The following is a 16,965-nucleotide window of genomic DNA, read 5'->3' as shown; positions in this document are numbered from 1 at the left end:
ATGCTTCTATGTCTGTGACCATAAGGTTGGGAATTATCATTTTATGCTCTGAGTAATAATTGGGGAGGAAAAGGTATTTTGAAAGAGCGTGATCATTACATCATCATACGGACGTTGCAATTTCCTGCGCACAAGAAAGTCTGTAAAACTACGCAGTCTGTCGTTGGTTCACCCAGGCGATAAATTCATCCGCGGGAACAGGGCGGCTTATATAATAACCTTGAGCAGAATGGGCCCCTTGACGCTTTAGGAACTCTAGATGATCTTTTGTTTCAACGCCTTCGCCAACAATGTGCAAGTTCAATGCTTTGCCAAGATAAATTACGGCTGTTGCTATGCCCGCGTGCTCTGGGTCGTCCATGATGTTTGCTATGAAAGAACGATCAATCTTTAGAACGTCAAATGGTAAGCGTTTTAGATAAGTTAGGGATGAATAGCCCGTTCCAAAATCATCCAGTGCAAAAGAAAACCCCATGTCTTTCAATTCACGCATTTTTACGGCGGTTTCTTCGATATCAGCCAACATAGTGCTTTCGGTTAACTCTAATTCTAGCTGTTTCGGGCTGACCTTGGTTTCTTTGGTGATTTGTGCAATCGTTTCAACAAAGTTTGGTGCATGAAATTGCTTGGCGCTTATGTTAACTGAAATTCGTGGAATACCAGTGAAACTATGGAGTTGCTCGCACGCGGTTTTAAAAATTAAAGCCCCAAGAGGATGGATAAGCCCGCTCTGTTCTGCGGATGGAATAAAATCAAGTGGGGAGATCAGCCCTTTTACCGGGTGCATCCATCTAACAAGAGCCTCTGCACCAATAACAGCGCCCGAGTTAACGCAAACCTGTGGCTGATAATAGAGTTCAAATTCATTTTTCGGGATAGCTTTTCGCAGGTCATTTTCTAATGCCAGCTTATATTTTACTGATTTTTCCATTTCTTCCTGGAAAAAACTGATCGTATTGCGTCCAGACGATTTTGCTTCGTACATTGCTGTGTCAGCATGTTTTAAAACCGTGTCGGCACAGGTTGTATCTTTCCCGGAAAACAGCGTTGCACCAATTGATATACCGATGTGTAATTGATGATCCCCCAGTTCAATAGGAAGTCGCAAAGCGTTTATGATGTTATCTGCAATCTGTTGCGCTTTTAATGCTGCTTCTTCTTTTTCTTTAGAAATCTCGGGAAGAAGAATGATGAACTCATCCCCTCCAGGCCTAGCGACTGAATCTGTTTCGTTTAATACGGAGCTAAGTCTTTTGGATACTTCGATTAACAGGTCATCGCCAACAGTATGCCCAAGAGAGTCATTGATTATTTTAAAACTATCCAGATCTAGAAATAGCAAAACGCTGTGACGTTGAGTGCGCGAAAATCTGATCAAGGTACGTTCAAGGCGATCAAGTAGTAAATTTTTGTTAGGCAAGCCTGTCAGAGCATCGTGATAGGCGAGGTATTGTATGTGTTCTTCTGCTTTTTTGTGCTTTAGCGAATAGCGTACTGCCATTTCAAAAGAATAAGGTGTTAATTCTTCTTTCAACAGAAAATCCTGGGCGCCTGCCTCCATGGCTTTCAGATCAGCTTCACGGTTATTTTCTTCAGATAGGAAGATTACGGGAATCATAATCTTAAGATCATTTATAATGTGGTGAACAAAGTCGATCCCATCTGGGCCTGTTGATTTGTAATCCAGCAGTACAAGGTCATAATTTTGCAGCCTGATTTTTTCGGTTCCCGTGATTAAGCTGGTGACTTTGTCGTAACGGTAATTGTTATGAAAAGCCTGCTCAAGATAGCTTTTCACCAGCTTGTTTTCTTCTTGTTCGTCTTCTAGGAGCAAGATGTTGATTTGCTCTTTCATGCGGGGGCTTCCTGTGTTTTTTGTTCTATATTGTCAGAGTTGGTGCATTTTTTTATGTGTAAAATTGTTACGTCAGGGACTTTTTTCTTGTTGTGTCATAATTGTTCGGGACGCCGGGAAAATTAGGGTTACTTTGGTTCCAACATTAACTTTGCTCTCAATTTTTAACTTCCCACCCAAAAGTTTCATAAAGCTGTGGCAGAGGAAAAGGCCCAGCCCAGTTCCTTCATGTTTTCTGGGGTGCAAGCGATCGGTTTGTTCAAAAGCGTCCGTTGCACACTCTAAATCTTGTTCAGACATTCCGATTCCGGAATCTTCGACTGATATTTCAATCCCGTTGTTTTCGTTAGTCGTGGCGTTGACTGCAATAGTTCCCTTTTTAGGCGAATATTTGATCGCGTTGGATATCAGGTTGTTTAAAATCTGAATAATGGCACGCTTATCCCCTTTTAAATGGGGGAGGGTTGATGAGATTTTCATCTTGAGAGACTGATGGGAACTTTCGGCCATTAGTTCCAGCTGCCGAAATGATAAACCAATTAGTTCATCTATTTGCAGAGGTTCGTTGGTCAGTTCGTATTTGCCCGCCTCTATTTTTGAGAGGTCGAGTATATCATTGATGAGGCCGATTAAGAGGGTTCCGCTATTATGAATATCTCGGACATATTCATCGTATTTGGGGTGACCTAATTTACCAAAGGTTTTGTGCCGCATAATATCGCTGAAACCGATAATAGCAGTCAAAGGTGTTCGTAGATCGTGGCTCATATTTGCTAAGAAATCGGACTTGGATTTGTTGGCTGTTTCGGCTTCATCACGGGCTTTTTTTAGCTCGTGTTCTGCTTTTGTGCGTTTTGTGATGTCTGATGCTGAACCTCTGTGTCCTTTGTAGTTGCCTTCGTCATCATAGAGGGGAATTCCATTAATCAGAGCGTGGTATATTTGTCCGTTTTCACCAGGGTATTTATAGTGGAAATCTTTGATTTCTTCATGTTTGTCCAAGGCTTTTTGGTAAGCTGCCCAATCCTTTTTCTTCATAACATCCCCTGCCAGTTCTTGGCGGGTCATTCCCTGGATTTCGATGAATTTTCTACCTCTGTATCCTTGTTTTTTACTGGCTGATTCCCAAACGATGCGCCCCTTTTCATCTGTTTCCCAAAGCCAATCTGATGCCGTTGATGCAAATTCTTTGAATCTCTCTTCACTTGTCCGAAGGCGGCGTTCAACTTTTTCCAGCTCGTTGACCATAGAGTTGAAAGAAAGGACAAGATCATTGGCTTCTTTGAGGATGAAGGCCCGAAAGGTTGGTATTCTTGCGTTCAGCTTACCCTTTGCAACATCGCCGGCGGCATAGACCACGGCCTGCATGGGCATGGAAAGATAACGTGCTAGCCACCAACTAATCAGGGCGGCTATTAATATACCGAAAAGGGTAATGATGATGACAGCCGTTCTGACACCGCTGGCACGCTCTTCCAATTCTGATAGGGGTTGGGGAATCATAACGCCCCAACCTATTTTAGGTAAAAAGGTAAATCCCGCGATCATGTCAGTTTCTATAGCTGGCGAATAAAACGTGGTGACCCCAGTTTGCGCCGCCATCATTAGGGATACAGGTTTGATGTGGGATATGTCTTTTATTTCGTTCCGCCATGTAGAATTGGGGTGGGATAGAACATGACCTTTATGATCAACAATCGTTGCGTGCCCTAACTTACCAAAAGAAATGTTTTGCCCCATATCAACAATATAATCTGTTTCAAGCGCCCCAATAACAAGAGAGCCATCAGGGGTGAATTTAATGAGGTATATTGTTGGTTTACCGTGAGAGTTATGAAGCGCAGGGGAAAAGAAAACGTGGTCAGGTAATAATTTTGCCTGTTCAATGTCGAGGGATAATTTCGATAGCAATTTGTGTGAAATTTGAGTGTTGTTTTTTATGGGTGCTTGCCCTTGCCAATCTGATTCAATACTGAAAATTCGTCCGGTTTTGTCCGTTATGTGAAGATGATTGAAGCGAACGATCTTCATTAAAGTGGCTATTTGTTCTGTTGGTTTATTGGTTTGAAGATAATGGGCTGAAACACGGAAAATTTGTTCTGCATCCTTGGCAAAGCGATCTAATGTACCCGTTAGGTTTTTTGCTAATAATAGATGCTTATCTTCTATTGCTGTATATTCATTTTCAATGGCCGATTTCTGTGTCCAAGCGGCAAGAAAGAAAACAGGTATAGTCGAGATTAGAGTGAACCCGAGAAATAACAGGTGATGAAGACGAACTTTCTTTAGGCCTGACCTCTTACCACTTGATTCCATTAAGGTTCCCCGATTGTCCTTGTGGCTCGATTATCCCTTTAAAGGCAGCCTTTCGACAGCCAAGTGATAGAATGCTTTAGATATTTTATGCATATTACAATCTAGGGATTTCTAATTCATTAATACGCAACCTATGATCGGAATAAGTTAGATTCCTTATTAACACCCTATAAAGAGCAATGGGTTAGTATGAAGCTAAATTGATAGGGATGTGGGGAGTTAGTGTAATTAAAACAGGGTATTATCAATGTCACTTAAGATTTTAAGTGCTTTTATTCGCAAAATACCTGCTAAGCTACTGCTCGTCTGGGTTTGCTTATCAATCGCTTTGATAATAAGGCCTGTATTTTCACACGCTGATTCAACAACAAATGATGTTAGAACGAATGCCGACCTGGTTTTTGGCATGTCGACGGCCCTGTCTGGCCAGGCTGCTGAGTTGGGGAAAAATATGTGCCTTGGTATCCAGATGCGTCTGGAAAGAGAGAATTCTTTAGGGGGCATTGATGGTCGTAAAATTAGATTGATCGCTTGGGATGATGGCTATGAACCAGATAGAACAATACCCAATATCAGGAATTTGATTAATTACGAAGATGCACTTGCGATAATTGGGAATGTGGGAACCCCCACTGCTATATCGGCTATACCGATTGTTAATGAGGAAAAAACATTGTTTTTTGCTCCCTTTACTGGTGCTGGTGTCTTAAGGAAAAATCCCCCAGATCGATACGTCATAAACTATCGCGCCAGCTATGCCGAAGAAACATCGGCTATGGTAAATGCCCTGATAGAAGAAGGGGGGCTGAAACCTGAAGAGGTGGCCTTTTTTACGCAAAGGGATAGTTATGGGGACGCAGGATTTACAGGTGGAATCAATGCATTAAAACGACATGGCTTGGAATCTGAAACGGCAATTGTCCACAGTCGCTATGAACGAAATACTCTGGTCGTTGAAAGTGCACTGGCGGATGTTTTATTGGCGGAGCCTACACCTAAAGCAATAATCATGGTCGGGGCCTATGCACCGTCCGCCAAGTTTATAAAGCTTGCTCGAATGGCTGGTTTGGACTCTCTTTTTCTAAATGTGTCCTTTGTTGGCAGTGCCCCGCTGGCTAAAGAGCTGGGCAAGGAAATCAAAGGAGTGATCGTGACCCAGGTTGTCCCGTATCCCGAAGATTTATCTGTACCAATTGTTCGGGCCTATCACGATGATATAAGTAAATATGCGCAGAATGGTGAAGTTTCATTTGGTAGCCTAGAGGGCTATATTGCAATGGAGATAATGATCAAAGCTTTGCACAGCATTGAGGGTGAACCCGATAGAGAAAATATAATTGATGCTCTCGAAAATTTGGGTGAATTTGATATTGGACTAGGACAAAAGCTTTTTTATAACCGTGAACATCATCAGGCCAGTCATAAGGTTTGGCCCACAAGTCTAAGGCAAGGTGAATTTGTTCCCTTTGACTGGAAAAATACTCCCTCTATGTTGGTTCCTTAAAGTATGCTCATGGATGAAGACAATCATGTCCTAAGAATAAAACGAATGCTTTGGGCTTTAATTGGTCTGAGTATTGTTATTCCTGTTGTCGTCAACCTATTTCTGGGATGGGGGGTCGTTAATCAACAGGAACAAAAGGATCGTTTGCTTGAGCAAGAACAAGCTTTCAATGACACGGTTTCGAGCATTAATGAAAAAATCAGAACCGGTATTTTTGAAATCGAACGCTTATTAGAAACATCCGAACGGACAGAGCCGGTTAAAGGCATTATTGCCATCAGGGGGCTGGAAGCGGCCATTAACAAGTTGCCTGTAAATGATGATGAACAACTGCGACAGCTGAAGAAATCACTACAAGGACAGTCTAAACAGCTTTTGGAAATTCTGTTTGAATCAGCTGATTGGCGAGGGCGTAATGACAGAGTTTCTGAGGATATTAATAATAATGTGACGCTGAATGAGGTCCGAGAGCAACTGACCAAAATTCAGGTGCTCATTAATGATGTTATCGGAAAATTACGCTTGGAAATGGTGTTAAGCCTTAGAGAATATGAACAGAATAACAAGGAAATAGTTCAAAAACAGGCCGTCGATAAAATTGTTGGTGAATATAAAAAACTGTTGAGCAGAAATGTTGGAAATCTGTTGACGGAGTTGTCTGATATACAGCGATTGGTCGAAGTTCTTTCGGGTGAAAAGAGTTATGATCGTTTGTCAGATTTAAAAGATAATCGGTTGCTACCAAATCTTGAAAGATTGGAGCGAGCTGTTCGATCTATCAATCTTGGCAATGAGGTGAATAAAGATCTGGAAACAGAGCTTTTTCTTCTCAAGGTCAAGCTGTTGGGAAGTGAAGTGGAGAACTACCAAGATCCCGAACTGGCAAAGCCAGTGGAGAAAAATCTTTTTTCGGTGGTACAAAAATATCTGGGTTTACAGGTTGAGAATCAAAAAATTAGCGGTGAATTAGGTCGGCTTCTTGTCCTTTTGGATCAAGATTGGACTGCCTTTACCAAGATTAGGGTTCAATGGCATGAAGCATCCGTATTGCAATCTAATAAAAATCTATCCCGAACCTGGATTACAGTCTCTCTTATAAGTTTATGGGGCGGATTGATCTTTATTGTGGTGATCTGGTTAATATTCAAGGCTGTTTCCAAGCAGGTCGACACCTTGGGCGCTTTGCGTCGACGGGCCGAAGCGGCAAGCCAGTCCAAAGATAATTTCTTGGCATCGATGAGCCACGAGTTAAGGACGCCCTTAAATGCGATAATCGGGTTTTCCGATATCATGAAGATACAAGCTTTTGGTCCTTTGGGGAACGATAAATATCTTGAATATAGTCAGGACATTAATCGTTCAGGCGCGCATCTGTTGGATATTATCAATGATATTTTGGATGTTTCTTCCATTGAGTCCGGGACTTTTAAAATAAACGAAGAAGAGTTTATTTTTGCGACAGCCTTAAATGAAGCCATGTTAATGGTTCAGCTACAGGCCGATGAGCAAAACGTCCGGTTGGTGAATGACGCTAAAGGTTCAAATCTGGTTGTCTTTGCCGATGAAAGATTAGTTCGCCAGATCATTTTGAACTTATTGGTAAACGCTGTGAAGTTTACCCCAAAGGGAGGAAAGATTTGCATAAGTGACGATCTGAAGTCGGATGGGGTATATTGCTTGAATATCACTGACACAGGGATTGGCATGGATGAAGAAGACGTTGAAACTGCCTTGACCCCCTTTGGTATGGTCAGAAGTGCTTATAACGATAACACCAAGGGAACAGGGCTTGGGCTGCCTTTGGCAAAGCGTATGATGGAAATGCATAACGGTACGATTGACATCAAATCTGAACCGGGCCGAGGAACCAAAGTAACCCTTGTATTTCCATCTGAACGGGTTCGGGGATAACGATGAAAAGTACGAGGGTACTTTGTATTGTTACCGAGTGTTCCCTGGCTTCTTTCCGATCAGAATAACCCGTTCGTTTGCGGAAGAGAGGCTTTGTAGCAGATTGTGTCTAAAGCCCGGATCATTCTCTTTGCCCGGATTTGTATTTAGATCTTCTGAACCTGTTAGCGGAAGCAACAACACTGTCGCGGCAGAAAGATTATCCCGAGATTTATTGACGGGTAAGGCATAGGCCAGATTTAGGTGATCCAATTCACCAAAGGCAAAATCGTGAGTTTTACCATTGAATTCTAGGCTTACACGGCCATCGTCCACATAGGATGTACGGTTATCCGATTGAGGTATTTCGTCCCGGGTAATATCTTTGATAAAGCCAATGTCGCCTGTCATCAAATCCCGGTCTGGATCGTTTTGTAACAGTATGACTTTGTCACCGGTTTTATATTGGGTGCCAAATTTTTGCAGGGTTAAACCTGTGTGCCCGTCGTTAAGCAAGCTTTGCAGTTGAGGTATCAGGTTCTGAGGGGTAAGCATTCCCTTTGCCATGCTGATGACCTGAATGTCTTTTATAGAATTGTATTTAAAGCTTTTGGGTAAGCGGTTTTTAATGACCTCGGCCAGTTTGCGTTGTGTATCTTGCTCATTTTCAGCTTCAATATAATAGAATGTTCCTGGGTTTTGTGTATCTGAGGTACAATCAAAACCCTGATTGTTATTTAAACTAAGCAAGTTTCCTGCGCGTTTATTATTCTGGTCTTGGGGAGATAGTTGATCAAGTAAGAGAGTATTGTTGTCGCCAAGATCGAGCAGTTTATCCAGGACGCGGCCCGAACCGGGAAAAGCATTTGATGTGCTGCTTCGTATCAATACCAGACCTGAGTTTTCGGGGAGGGCATCCAGCACAGCAAGGGTTGTTGATCGATCTAACAAGTCAGCTTGATCAATAATCAAAAGCTGGCAATCCAATTGTTTTCGAGCGTTGCGTTTAAAGGTTTTTGTCTTGGAATTATATTCCAGAAGTTTGACAACCGAGACTGTATCTTCGTCCAGTGCCGCGCTGGTCTTCTTTGTCTGAGTAGAGGACGGAACGGCGATCAATGATGATATATTTTTGGCGTTGATGATTTTGGCAAAGGCTTTGATAACATCATCTTTACCGTTTCCGGCAACGCCCTTGAGGGTGGATAATTTGTTTTTTAGTAATTTGGCAACAGCAGCTTTTTGATGTTCAGACAGATCAATTTTGTCACGATTGATAACCCAATCAATTGCCTTTTGCGTATCAATTTCGCCCCAAGGAACAGCCCCTTCGGACAGCACATTCATACGTTTTTTGATTTTTGAATTTGTTTGCCAGTCCTGTTTCAAAATCAGGAATTCTTGGGTGCTTCCAGTCGCATCTTTTTCTTTGTAGGCGTGTATATGTTTGGCTTCTAGCTCTTGCGTCAGAGCTTGTTCTAGTACGTCTGTCGGGATATCCAAACGTTTATTCAATAGCGTCATTAGGTTGCTTTTTTCGCGTGCATCAGCGGCCTGTAGGAGCGCGTAATACAATGCCGCGCCAGCACGTTCCAGACAGTGCGCTTCCAGTCCAAGTCGATGTGCAATGCAATCGGGTACTTCAAAGGGAACACCCTTTATATCGCGGACGATACAATAGGGATTGTCTTTTAATTTCGCGATTGTGTCTTGCCCGTAAGCATCATAAAGGCGATAGGATCTTGCGGGGTCAACACTATGGTTATGTAGGAAGGTGGCAATTTCAGAATGTGTCTTCCTATCTTCGGACCAGTCTTCCAATAGCTTGATTTTTCCCTTTGGCAGGGATGTTTCTGTTGCAAGCTTTTCCGGTGTTTCCACGATCACCTTTAGCGCATTCGCCCCAAAGCTTTCGACCAATTGCTTTGCTGCCTTTGCCCCTAGCCCTTTGATCATGCCGTCAGAGAGTTGTTTTTCGAGGTTTGCGAGAACTTTTTCCGGGCTTGGCCCTTTACCACCAAGATGTTCATCTAGAAATTCTCGGCAGATATTAAAGTCGGATGTATAGCCTTTGGGGAGCTTTACCCCCTTGTTCTGGGCAACGGACTTTGCCGTTTCCTTCATTTTATCCGTTGGTTTGCCCTTGCCAGCATTTTTGGGCATGGCCACGCCTGTGTTGATCTTTGGCGCTGTAGCCGCACTGGTTTTGAGGATGCTGATAAGGCGTTCTGTATCATTCCCAATATCATCCCAAACCTGTCGCGCAGTCTGTTTCCCTTCGAGCACGTCGTCCATGTTCATTTCCCACATGGCGGTAACACCGGGGTCAACCAATTCTGGGGCTGCTGCTTTCAAGGTTTTGTATAGGGTCAAGCCTGCGTCCGTTGGAACGATGTGTTTTCCGCTTTGGGCAAGGAAGTTTTGTAGTTTCAGACCTGTAATCACGGCTGCGCGCGTGGCCGGGGTGCCGATACCCTTGGCTTCTTTTAGGCGTTCTTTCAGATCCTTGTTTTCAACAAATCGCCAAGCATTCTGCATGGCATCAATCAGAGTTCCTTCGTTATACCGCGGTGGTGCTTTGGTTTTCTTGGTATCGGTTGTCACGGGGGACAGAATAGCAATGTCACCGTTCTGAATGGGGGGAAGTTCCCCAGCGTGATCTTCCTTTTTTTCCATGACATCGGTATAGACGGCTTTCCAGCCCTGTTCTTTTGGAATGTTGCCTGTCACCTTGAAATCGAGAATGCTCTCTTTTTCTTGACCAGGGTCTTCATCAGGTAGGGTTACGGGAACTTCCATAGACACACTGGTTGATTCATAGACGTAATCCGGCATCAGGATCGCGAGATAGGAACTGGCAACCAGATCGAACATGCGTTGTTCATCTTGGGTCAGGCGTGCGTAGATGACCTCTACACGGTCCATGGTGTTTTTATTGGGGACAATCGCGTGGTGCGATACACCCTTCAAACCTGCATCAGAAAAGTGGCCGGATTTTCCTTTGCGCACTTCGGGGGATGACAGGTCAATCCCCTGATATTGCGAAAGCTTGGTCAGTCCCTGAATGATTTCGCCGATGTCGTCTATCTGGTTTTCTGCCAGATACCGGGATTCAGCACGGGGGTAAGTCTGAATTTTTTTGCCTTCCCCGTCGTAGAGTTCCTGGGCAATGTTCAGTGTTTTATCGGCACTCCACCCCCAACGGCGGGCGCATATCTTTTGTAATTCTGGCAGATCAAGAAGACGCGGCGGCTTTGTTTTCTTGATCTTTTTTTCTGTTTTGAGCGGGCCTTCAAAACCTTCGACAGCAGCGCGGAGCTGTTCTGCCTTTTCCGGGTTCAGAATACGGTCTTTGGGGGCGTGACGAAGGTCTAGTTCGCCACTTTCAGCCTTGGCCGTTGCGACAAGGTGGTAATAATCCTGCGGCGTGAAATCCAGAATTTCCAATTCGCGCATGCAGACAATTGCCATGGTCGGCGTCTTTACACGGCCAATACCGATTGCGCCGTATTGTCCGGGTTGTTTTAGGGCGACGGTGGCTGCGCGGGTTAGGGACAGGTTATAAACCTGATCCGCTTGCTGACGTACAACTGCTGCTTGGCCCAGATTATGATATTTATCATTGGGTTCCAGATTATCGAACGCTTGTCGCAGGGTCTTTTCATCCTGCGCGGTGAACATGGCGCGCTGAACCTGACCTGCAAATTTATAGTGCCGTAAAATCTCTTCACCAATAAGCTGTCCTTCGCGGTCACAGTCGGTCGCGATGATGACGCGTTCTGCGGTTTTTAGAGCCTTAGCGATTGCCTCAAGCTTGCTTTTTGCTGAAGGTGAGGCATCAGGAGCTGGACAGGTTGGATAGAAATCATCAGGCTTGAGCAAGTCAAATGACCAGCGTCCCCAACTGCTTTGAATTTGTTGTGGTTCCTGCAGGCTTAACAGGTGTCCTTCTGCTGGAAGGATTTGCCCGTATTTACTGCCGATTGCCGCTTGAACATCGCGCTTTTGCGAGGTTTTTTCCGTAATAATAATGGTGGACAATCTAAAACCCTTTACCGTTACTCAACTCTTCTATGCTTTTACCGTAAAGAAGGGCGTGGGATAAAGCCTCTCTTTTGAAAAAATGTGTTTGTTGAGAATTGGGGTGGGTTTTTCCCTCTAAATGGATTTCCTCTCAACGTTTCAGATGAATTGTTCGGCCTGCTTGTCAGATATAAAATATGGGCGGGGAAGTGGGCGTGATTTCTGAATTGGATTTGTACACATCGTTTCCCCATTTCTGTTTTATATCTGGCGGGAGGAAAAATGAGTGATCCGGATCTAAAGCAGCAACTGACCGAACGACAAAAGAGATTTGTCGAAGAGTATCTGGTGGATTTAAACGCCACGCAAGCGGCACTTCGGGCAGGCTATAGCCCTAAATCAATTAAGCAGAGCGCCAGCCGAACGCTGAAAAACCCTTTGGTGCAAGCGGCCATTGAACATGCGAAGGCCGCGCGTTCCCAACGTTTACAGGTCGATGCTGATTACGTTCTGAAAGGGGCTGTGGAGCTGTTTGAACGTTGTATGCAGCGCAGCCCGGTCGCGGATGCAGATGGGGAATACAAATTCCAGCATACCGGGGCGGGAAAGGCGTTAGAGATTATCGGGCGGCATGTGTCGGTTCAGGCCTTTAAGGAAAAGGTTGAAATGTCGATTGAAAATGAACTGGTTGATCGCCTGATGCGCGGGCGCAAACGCCTAAAGAATAAGTAAATTTTCTCGTCTTCTGGTCACCATTTTTCCTATCTGATTATAGAGGTATCTAATGACCCATGGGGTTGATCTGGATCTTGCCGAGGATTGCGCGCAGTTCTATGCAAATCCGCTTGGCTTTGTTCTGTGGGCCTTTGATTGGGGACAGGGCGACTTGGTCGACTTTAAAGGCCCGCGCGACTGGCAGTTGGCCTATCTGGAAGATCTGGGCATGCAAATCACAGAACGTGGGTTTGACGGGCTTCACCCCGTTGCCCCGATGGATATGGCGACAGCATCGGGCCATGGTATTGGCAAGTCCGCCATGTCGGCGTGGCTAATTCTTTTTATCATGTCAACGCGGCCCTTTGCCAAAGGGGTTGTGACGTCAAATACCAGTGATCAGCTGCGCACGAAAACTTGGGCCGAGTTGGGGAAGTGGCACAAACGCTGTCTGACCGGGCATTGGTTTAACTATAGCGCAAGCAAAGGCAATATGGCGCTGGTCCATAAACGTCACTCCGAAAGCTGGCGGTGTGATGCGCAGACCTGTCGCGAGGAAAATTCAGAAAGCTTTGCCGGACTGCACGCCGCGAATTCTACGCCCTTTTATCTGTTCGATGAAGCATCAGCCGTGCCCGATAAAATCTGGGAGGTTTCCGATGGCGGTCTGACCGACGGTGAGCCCATGCGCTTTGTCTTTGGCAACCCGACACGAAACTCGGGGCGCTTTTTTGAATGTTTTAATCGTTTGCGACATCGTTGGAAAACCCGCCAGATTGATAGCCGTTCAGTGGACGGAACCAATCAGAACCTGATGCAGCAATGGGTCGAGGATTACGGCGAAGACAGCGATTTTGTTCGCGTCCGTGTGCGCGGTGTGTTCCCAAGAGCTGGATCAACGCAGTTTATCAGTGGTGCGATTGTTAAAGCGGCCCGAAATCGCCAGCTTTCGTCGCAACCACAAGATCCCCTTGTCATTGGTGTGGACGTTGCCCGGTTTGGCGATGACCAATCGGTGATTTTGATACGGCAGGGGCGTAAGGTGCTGGAGATCAAAAAGTACCGGGTGGATACCATGACACTGGTCGGACATGTGGTTGAGGTCATACGTCAATATCGTCCTGACGGTGTACTGGTTGACGGCGTGGGTGTCGGTGGCGGCGTTGTCGATCGCCTAAAGCAACTGGGCCATGACTGTATCGATGTGAATGCCGGGGCCAGAGCGCAGGACCAGAAGACCTACATGAACAAGCGCGCTGAAATGTGGGGCAAGATGCGCGACTGGCTCAAGGGCGGTGATATCCCCGCAGATGATCAGGAACTTGAAACAGATCTGACAGCCATTGAATACGGCTTTGATGCCAAGAACAGGCTACAGCTTGAGCGCAAGGAAGACATGAAAAAGCGCGGGTTGCATTCGCCAGACGTGGCAGACGCACTGGCACTTACCTTTGCCGAGGACATAGCCAAGTGGTCAGAGGATCACTACGGCGATATGGAGGTCGCTATTTCTGATTATGAGCCTGGGGGCTGAGCCTAATCGAACGCCTCAACCTGTTGTTGAGTGGAGTTTTCTTGCTTTCTTTGCCATTTGATTGTTGAGCGGATCCAGAAAGTATCCATTATCAAGGTTACGGTGATTGACCAGAATATAAGTATCATTGATCCCATAATTCCGCCTTCTAGCGGTGTCTCGTACCAAAAATAAATGAACATAGGGATTGGCTCTAAAACAAATGTAGGCACTCGCTCAATAATCTCGTTTAGTGAGTAATTGTTTAAAACCTTGCTTAAGAAAAATAATGCACCAAAAAAATAAACACCTCTTGCTGTTAGAAAGGCTGCTCTAAGGCGCATACCCAAATACCACCGATGCCCACCGAAGACTCCAGTGAACAGCCAGAGTAAGTACGCTATGGGCAGGGATTTATTGGTCAAGGATAAAGTTCGGTATCTTGTGTGATGTTAATTGGTGCTTCTTCTGTATCCTTCATTTTGAAGTAAATCCAAAAAAGGTCAAAGAATAGGCGATAAAGAGACCAAATTACCGGAGGGATTAAAACTAGTCCTGCTTTATTCTCTATTATGGTTTCGATCAAATGCCCTAGAAGTGAGAAAATAGAGAATAGCCCCACCCATTGGATATTGGCGTGTACTGACTTAAAAGTGGCTATAAAGAAAATACTAGCTATGGTGGTTAATAAAAGTGCTGTAGCACTCCTTTGTCTTCCCAGGTAAAATCTATGGCCGCCAAATATGCCTGAGATAAACAGTAAGAAATACGCTGTGACCATAGATTTTTCTTGATAGTATTTATCCATAAAAATTCACCAAACAAAGAAGGAAGAGGGCGAGAGTTAGTAGGAAATTTATATAATTTATTTTGTATTAGCTCAACCAAGATCAATGAGCAGGTGAGAAGGCCAAGTTTTGGTCGAAGTTAAACTAGGTCAATATTGAGAGAGAGCCGTTAGGATCGTGGTGGAATATTATTTTCCAAGGTTTGCAAAGCTACCTCTGCCTTGTTCGCACAGTTCGACGGATAGGTATAACGGTGTTTAACGAACCATCTATGATCAACAACGTATAGTTTGAGAACGGATTTTTTATTCTGGAATTGAAATATTCCTTGGTGACCTGTGTGGCCATTGTCGACGGTTGGTTGTTCCGTGATCACTTGTGCGCCTGAATAACCGTACAGAATTTGTTTTTTGACTGTTGAATATTCCTGTTCAAGCCAAGATGCCTCTATGGAATTGATGACGTCTTGATCTGCACCGATCAATTGCATTCTCGGGGTCGGGTAGAGATAAATAGTAACTGTAAGATTACAGGGATCATTTTGTAGTTTATACCCAGCCCCGACGTTTAAACCCTGTTTATCAAAGCGCGTTAATGAAACCCGTTGAAAGCTTTCGACGGTTGCAGGTAATCTGAATGTACTTTCTGGATGTAGGTAAGTTTCTGAGGTTTGAATCTCAACAGGTCGATTGCTCGTCTGGTTTTCGGGGAGAGCCGTTTGGTATTTTTGGCATCCGAAAAGGGTGATTAGTAGTAGCAATAAACTGATTTTAAATAGCTTATTCATGTTAAGGAGGCCCTGATGATTATTGATTGGGTCAGACTTTGAACAGTACATGGGTGTTTTCTGTGATTTTATGAACGCAAGCGGCTGATATCTAAGTAGAAATCATGAAATGATGAGAAAATAATTTCGGTGATCGAAAGGTGATTATTATAAGTATGTCAGTGAAGGGTATTCATCAGCCTTGAATATGCTTTTCTGTTTTGGGAATAAGTGGAAAGGAAAGCTTGTGACCGCTGCGTGATGTTCCTTTTTGTATGAAGATATTAGTCAGTATTTTCTGTTTAAAACCTGTTACCACTCAGGGGAGAGTATTTTATGGAAAGGGCGTATATTCAAAGGGGGTAATTTTTATATGAACCGTTTTGGTATTTATTCCGACTAACACTATAATTCGTGATGAAATATCGTGTCGGAGGGCAAAATGGGGTTTATTCTTTTTCTTACAGGTCTTGTCGGTGTCGCCTTTGGGATGTGGGGCATGTATACGGATGCTGGCCGGGTGAGGTTTGATGAAATGGATGGCCTTTACCCGATGTTCAGTGCCTTGGCCGGCGGGATTTTGATTATCATTTCCATCATCGTGATTTATTATCGTAGCCGATAAAGAAGGGGCCCTTCAGACCGTATTAGAACTTGTCAAAGCTGCGTGCGAGAAAGAACAAACAGGGCAGGGCTGCGTATACTGTTGCAACCAAAAGCCAGAATTGGGTGAGCTGATAGTAGATATCAGGCTGATTAACAAAAAGAAAATAACAGATCCCCGCCGCATAAAGGATCGTCAAGATCATGCTTATTGCGGGAGTAACGCGTTCGCTAACCCAAACCGACAAGCAAAGATGGGGAAAGAGTACCAGTAAAAACAGATCTAAGAACCGTTGTTTGGATATCATCAGAGGGGATTGCCCTGTCTTGTTTGGATTGTCTGCATCTAGGTATCTCTTGAAGGGAGCCTTAACCTAAATCTCGGTTTTATCATGAGGCTGTTTCTAATTTGGGGAATAGTGGGCAAGGGCTATTATGAAGTCAAGAAATGATGAAATAGCGATTTTTTCAGAAAATGATTGAAAAGATACCTAATTTGATTAGGGTTAGATGCGACTGATTGATTGTACCGAGCGCCGCAAACCTTTACTAGGGGCGCGGCGTTTTGGGTTTTTGCTAGGTATTTTGATCCAGAAATCTCTGTATGATGAGTTAGCGACGCATATTTCCAAGTGCGTACCCAATGATGGAGCCAACCAGCAACAAAAACACTGTCGTAGCCCCAAAGGCACCACCGATAAAAATGATACTAAGCCAACCTATGGCAAGAGCAATTGTTGCGCCGATTAGGGCGCCAAGGAAACTATTTTTCATAGGAATTTACCGTAACTATGTGTCCTTATGGTTGTGGTTATTCTGGATTAAAAATTGATATTGGTCAAGTTATTGGTGTGATAAAACTATGGCTTCGAGGTCAAACGTTTATGGCAGAAATAGCGTGTCTTGTAGAGTAAGTGTCTAGAAGATACTCCGGTATTCCCTGTACAGGTTCATAGGTTTAAAGATACAGGCTATAGGGTCATATTCTGTTGC

12 protein-coding genes are annotated in these 16,965 nt (G+C 44.3%); 5 read left to right on the top strand and 7 right to left on the bottom strand.

Features of this window, described 5'->3' with window-relative positions; genetic code table 11:
- Positions 1-148 precede the first annotated feature (148 nt).
- Both Q0241_RS02020 and Q0241_RS02015 read right to left on the bottom strand, forming a co-directional pair.
- On the bottom strand, positions 149-1,855 hold the full coding sequence (locus tag Q0241_RS02020; protein ID WP_299372262.1) for a GGDEF domain-containing response regulator: 1,707 nt from the start codon (positions 1,853-1,855) through the stop codon (positions 149-151).
- A gap of 72 nt (positions 1,856-1,927) precedes the next feature.
- Complete coding sequence (locus Q0241_RS02015; protein ID WP_299372259.1) at positions 1,928-4,171, bottom strand: ATP-binding protein; 2,244 nt, start codon at positions 4,169-4,171, stop codon at positions 1,928-1,930.
- Positions 4,172-4,418: 247 nt separating this feature from the next.
- Here Q0241_RS02015 and Q0241_RS02010 point away from each other — a divergent pair, with 247 nt between their 5' ends.
- Positions 4,419-5,675: an ABC transporter substrate-binding protein gene (locus tag Q0241_RS02010; protein WP_299372256.1), complete on the top strand. Its 1,257-nt coding sequence runs from the start codon at positions 4,419-4,421 to the stop codon at positions 5,673-5,675.
- A gap of 9 nt (positions 5,676-5,684) precedes the next feature.
- Positions 5,685-7,586, top strand: a complete 1,902-nt coding sequence (locus tag Q0241_RS02005; RefSeq protein ID WP_299372253.1) for a HAMP domain-containing sensor histidine kinase — start codon at positions 5,685-5,687, stop codon at positions 7,584-7,586.
- Between the two features lie 30 nt (positions 7,587-7,616).
- On the opposite strand, the gene Q0241_RS02000 is transcribed toward Q0241_RS02005, so the two are convergent.
- Complete coding sequence (locus Q0241_RS02000) at positions 7,617-11,606, bottom strand: DNA topoisomerase (protein WP_299372250.1); 3,990 nt, start codon at positions 11,604-11,606, stop codon at positions 7,617-7,619.
- 264 nt (positions 11,607-11,870) lie between these two features.
- On the opposite strand from Q0241_RS02000, the gene Q0241_RS01995 reads away from it, so the two are divergent.
- Both Q0241_RS01995 and Q0241_RS01990 read left to right on the top strand, forming a co-directional pair.
- The gene (locus Q0241_RS01995; RefSeq protein ID WP_299372247.1) at positions 11,871-12,320 is read left to right on the top strand and encodes a terminase small subunit; all 450 of its coding nucleotides are present in this window, start codon (positions 11,871-11,873) and stop codon (positions 12,318-12,320) included.
- 52 nt (positions 12,321-12,372) lie between these two features.
- Entirely contained in the window at positions 12,373-13,836 is a 1,464-nt protein-coding gene (locus Q0241_RS01990) for a terminase (RefSeq protein ID WP_299372244.1), read from the top strand.
- A gap of 2 nt (positions 13,837-13,838) precedes the next feature.
- Here the strand turns inward: Q0241_RS01990 and Q0241_RS01985 are convergent, their stop codons facing one another.
- The 3 genes from Q0241_RS01985 to Q0241_RS01975 form a co-directional block, all read right to left on the bottom strand.
- Entirely contained in the window at positions 13,839-14,240 is a 402-nt protein-coding gene (locus Q0241_RS01985; protein ID WP_366941146.1) for a TM2 domain-containing protein, read from the bottom strand.
- A complete protein-coding gene (locus tag Q0241_RS01980; RefSeq protein ID WP_299372238.1) occupies positions 14,237-14,623 on the bottom strand; it encodes a TM2 domain-containing protein in 387 nt (128 codons plus the stop codon). Before Q0241_RS01980 ends, Q0241_RS01985 begins: the two co-directional genes overlap by 4 nt.
- Before the next feature lie 149 nt (positions 14,624-14,772).
- Positions 14,773-15,390: a hypothetical protein gene (locus tag Q0241_RS01975; RefSeq protein ID WP_299372235.1), complete on the bottom strand. Its 618-nt coding sequence runs from the start codon at positions 15,388-15,390 to the stop codon at positions 14,773-14,775.
- A gap of 421 nt (positions 15,391-15,811) precedes the next feature.
- Here Q0241_RS01975 and Q0241_RS01970 point away from each other — a divergent pair, with 421 nt between their 5' ends.
- On the top strand, positions 15,812-15,994 hold the full coding sequence (locus tag Q0241_RS01970) for a hypothetical protein (RefSeq protein ID WP_299372233.1): 183 nt from the start codon (positions 15,812-15,814) through the stop codon (positions 15,992-15,994).
- 590 nt (positions 15,995-16,584) lie between these two features.
- Here Q0241_RS01970 and Q0241_RS01965 read toward each other — a convergent pair.
- Positions 16,585-16,746 (bottom strand): hypothetical protein, encoded by a 162-nt coding sequence (locus tag Q0241_RS01965; RefSeq protein WP_299372230.1) that lies wholly within the window; start codon positions 16,744-16,746, stop codon positions 16,585-16,587.
- Positions 16,747-16,965: the final 219 nt, after the last annotated feature.

This window comes from uncultured Kiloniella sp. (assembly GCF_937128705.1).
In the GTDB taxonomy this organism is placed as follows: Bacteria; Pseudomonadota; Alphaproteobacteria; order Kiloniellales; family Kiloniellaceae; genus Kiloniella.
The sequence above is the reverse complement of the archived record's forward strand: the minus strand, read 5'-3'. Positions and strand labels throughout refer to the sequence as shown.

Coding starts and splice junctions, on each gene's coding strand:
- Q0241_RS02020 (WP_299372262.1), bottom strand. CDS start 1,855: ATGAAAGAGCAAATCAACATCTTGCTCCTAGAAGACGAACAAGAAGAA.
- Q0241_RS02015 (WP_299372259.1), bottom strand. CDS start 4,171: ATGGAATCAAGTGGTAAGAGGTCAGGCCTAAAGAAAGTTCGTCTTCAT.
- Q0241_RS02010 (WP_299372256.1), top strand. CDS start 4,419: ATGTCACTTAAGATTTTAAGTGCTTTTATTCGCAAAATACCTGCTAAG.
- Q0241_RS02005 (WP_299372253.1), top strand. CDS start 5,685: ATGGATGAAGACAATCATGTCCTAAGAATAAAACGAATGCTTTGGGCT.
- Q0241_RS01995 (WP_299372247.1), top strand. CDS start 11,871: ATGAGTGATCCGGATCTAAAGCAGCAACTGACCGAACGACAAAAGAGA.
- Q0241_RS01990 (WP_299372244.1), top strand. CDS start 12,373: ATGACCCATGGGGTTGATCTGGATCTTGCCGAGGATTGCGCGCAGTTC.
- Q0241_RS01980 (WP_299372238.1), bottom strand. CDS start 14,623: ATGGATAAATACTATCAAGAAAAATCTATGGTCACAGCGTATTTCTTA.
- Q0241_RS01975 (WP_299372235.1), bottom strand. CDS start 15,390: ATGAATAAGCTATTTAAAATCAGTTTATTGCTACTACTAATCACCCTT.
- Q0241_RS01970 (WP_299372233.1), top strand. CDS start 15,812: ATGGGGTTTATTCTTTTTCTTACAGGTCTTGTCGGTGTCGCCTTTGGG.
- Q0241_RS01965 (WP_299372230.1), bottom strand. CDS start 16,746: ATGAAAAATAGTTTCCTTGGCGCCCTAATCGGCGCAACAATTGCTCTT.